At 70.4% G+C, this 2,581-nt stretch carries 3 protein-coding genes; 2 read left to right on the top strand and 1 reads right to left on the bottom strand.

The window, feature by feature from the left end; genetic code table 11:
* The coding region (locus D8M29_RS10750; protein ID WP_127445964.1) for an aminotransferase class I/II-fold pyridoxal phosphate-dependent enzyme at window positions 1-731 on the top strand (731 nt) is incomplete at its 5' end.
* A 148-nt stretch (window positions 732-879) separates the two neighbouring features.
* The gene (locus D8M29_RS10745; RefSeq protein ID WP_073117070.1) at window positions 880-2,166 is read left to right on the top strand and encodes a citrate synthase; all 1,287 of its coding nucleotides are present in this window, start codon (window positions 880-882) and stop codon (window positions 2,164-2,166) included.
* 96 nt (window positions 2,167-2,262) lie between these two features.
* Here the strand turns inward: D8M29_RS10745 and D8M29_RS10740 are convergent.
* On the bottom strand, window positions 2,263-2,581 hold a 319-nt coding region (locus D8M29_RS10740), incomplete at its 5' end, for an endonuclease domain-containing protein (protein ID WP_127445963.1).

Below are 2,581 nucleotides of genomic sequence, written 5' to 3'. Positions count from 1 at the left end.
TGGCGCCCGAGGTGCGGGAGCGGGTGCGCCTCGTGTGGACCAACTCGCCGGCCAACCCCACCGGCGCCGTGCTGGACGCGGCGGCGCTGCGCCGCACGGTGGACGCCGCCCGTGACGTGGGCGCCGTGGTGTGCGGGGACGAGTGCTACGCCGAGCTCGGCTGGGACGCGTGGGACGGGGCCGTCGTGCCCTGCATCCTGTCCGACGAGGTCTCCGGTGGCGACCTGACGGGCCTGCTGAGCGTCTACTCGCTGTCCAAGCAGTCCAACCTCGCCGGCTACCGCGCCGCGTTCGCCGCGGGGGATCCGCAGCTCGTGGCGACCCTGATCAACACCCGCAAGCACGCGGGCATGATCGTGCCCGCCCCGGTGCAGCACGCGATGGCCGTGGCCCTGGCCGACGACGCACACGTGGCGGAGCAGAAGGACCGCTACCGCCGCCGTCGGGACGCGCTGCGCACCGCGCTGGAGGCCTCCGGCCACACGGTGGACCACTCCGAGGCGGGGCTGTACCTGTGGACCCGGCGGGCGGACCTGGACCCGGCCGACGCCACGGCGCAGGACTCGTGGGACCTGCTGGGCGACCTGGCGGACCTGGGCATCATCGCCGGGCCCGGCGTGTTCTACGGTGCCGGCGGCGACGGCTACGTCCGCGTGGCGATCACCGCCACGGACGAGGCGGTCGCCCGGGCCGCGGCGAGACTCACGGCCCGCGGGCCGCGGACCGGCTGAGCCGGGGTCGGGGGCCGTCGTCGGGGGAAGCGACCGCGCGTCCCGGGCCGGTCCTTGATAGTTTGGAGCAGAGTCGTCCCCGCGTGGGCGCGCCCACATGGGCGTGCGAACCCGGGCCATCGAGAAGACAAGACGAGGGAGCACACCCGTGACCCATCACGAGTCCGTCCGGCTGACCGTCGGCGAGCAGAGCCTGGACCTGGGCGTCGAGCACGCCACAGAGGGCAACAACGGCATCAACATCGCCCCGCTCCTGAAGGAGACCGGCGACGTCACCTACGACCCGGGCTTCATGAACACGGCGAACGCCAAGTCGGCCGTCACGTTCATCGACGGCGACCAGGGCATCCTGCGCTACCGCGGCTACGCCATCGAGGACCTCGCCGAGCACTCCTCGTTCATGGAGGTGGCCTACCTGCTGATCTACGGTGAGCTGCCCGAGTCCAAGGAGACCCTGGAGGCCTGGGAGACCAACATCCTGCGCCACAACATGGTGCACGAGGACCTCAAGCTGTTCTTCAACGGCTTCCCGCGGGACGCGCACCCCATGCCGGTGCTGTCCTCCTCCGTGTCCGGGCTGTCCACGTTCTACCCGGACTCCCTGGACCCGCACGATCCGGAGCAGGTCCACATCTCCACCGTGCGTCTGCTGGGCAAGCTGCCGGTGCTGGCCTCCTACGCGTTCAAGAAGTCGCTGGGCCAGCCGTTCATGTACCCGCACAACTCGCTGAACTACGTGGAGAACTTCCTCCGCCTGTGCTTCGGCGTGCCGGCCGAGGAATACGACATCGACCCGGACGTGGTCAAGGCCCTCGACCTGCTGCTCATGCTGCACGCGGACCACGAGCAGAACGCCTCCACCTCGACGGTGCGCCTGGTCGGCTCCACCCAGGCCAACCTGTTCGCCTCGGTGTCCGCCGGCATCAACGCCCTCTACGGCCCGCTGCACGGTGGCGCCAACGAGGCCGTGCTGAACATGCTCCGGAAGATCAAGTCGGAGGGCATCACGCCCGAGGACTTCATGGAGAAGGTGAAGAACAAGGAGGACGGCGTCCGTCTGATGGGCTTCGGGCACCGCGTGTACAAGAACTACGACCCGCGGGCCAAGATCATCAAGAAGACCGCCGAGGACATCCTGGGCAAGATGGGCGGCAACGACGAGCTGCTGGAGATCGCCCAGCGTCTCGAGGAGAAGGCCCTCGCCGACGACTACTTCGTGGAGCGCAAGCTCTACCCGAACGTCGACTTCTACACCGGCGTGATCTACAAGGCCATGGGCTTCCCGGAGAAGATGTTCACCGTCCTCTTCGCCCTGGGCCGCCTGCCCGGCTGGATCGCCCAGTGGCGCGAGCTCATGGAGGACCCGGCCACCAAGATCGGCCGCCCGCGCCAGATCTACGTGGGCGAGCAGCTGCGCCAGTACCCGCAGCGCTGACCCGGGGGCGCTGACCCTGCGTTTGGGGGCGGTTTCGGGTGGTATTCCGACGGAATACCACCCGAAACCGCCCCCAATGCGTTCGCCGGAGCGTCTTCATGTCGAGGCGGAGGGGCCGAGGCGGCGTCGGACCACCGCGACGACGCCACGGAAGTCCTCGCGCCCATCCGCCCAGGTGACGCGGAGCGTCGTCCAGCCGCGCGCCTGGCCGTAGCGGTCCCGGCGGGCGTCGCGCGCCTGCTGCTCCCGCGTGCGGTGCCCGGCACCGTCGTACTGCAGGGCCAGGCGCACGTGGCGGTAGGCGAGGTCGGCCACGGGGGAGAAGGGGTCCTCGGGTTCGAGCGCGGCCTGCAGCCCCGGCTCCGGCAGCCCGCCGGCCACGAGGGCGAGGCGCAGGCGGGTCTCGGGCGGCGAG

It is taken from the genome of Micrococcus sp. HSID17227, assembly GCF_003989405.1.
GTDB lineage: Bacteria > Actinomycetota > Actinomycetes > Actinomycetales > Micrococcaceae > Micrococcus > Micrococcus luteus.
This window is presented reverse-complemented; position numbering and strand designations above follow the sequence as displayed.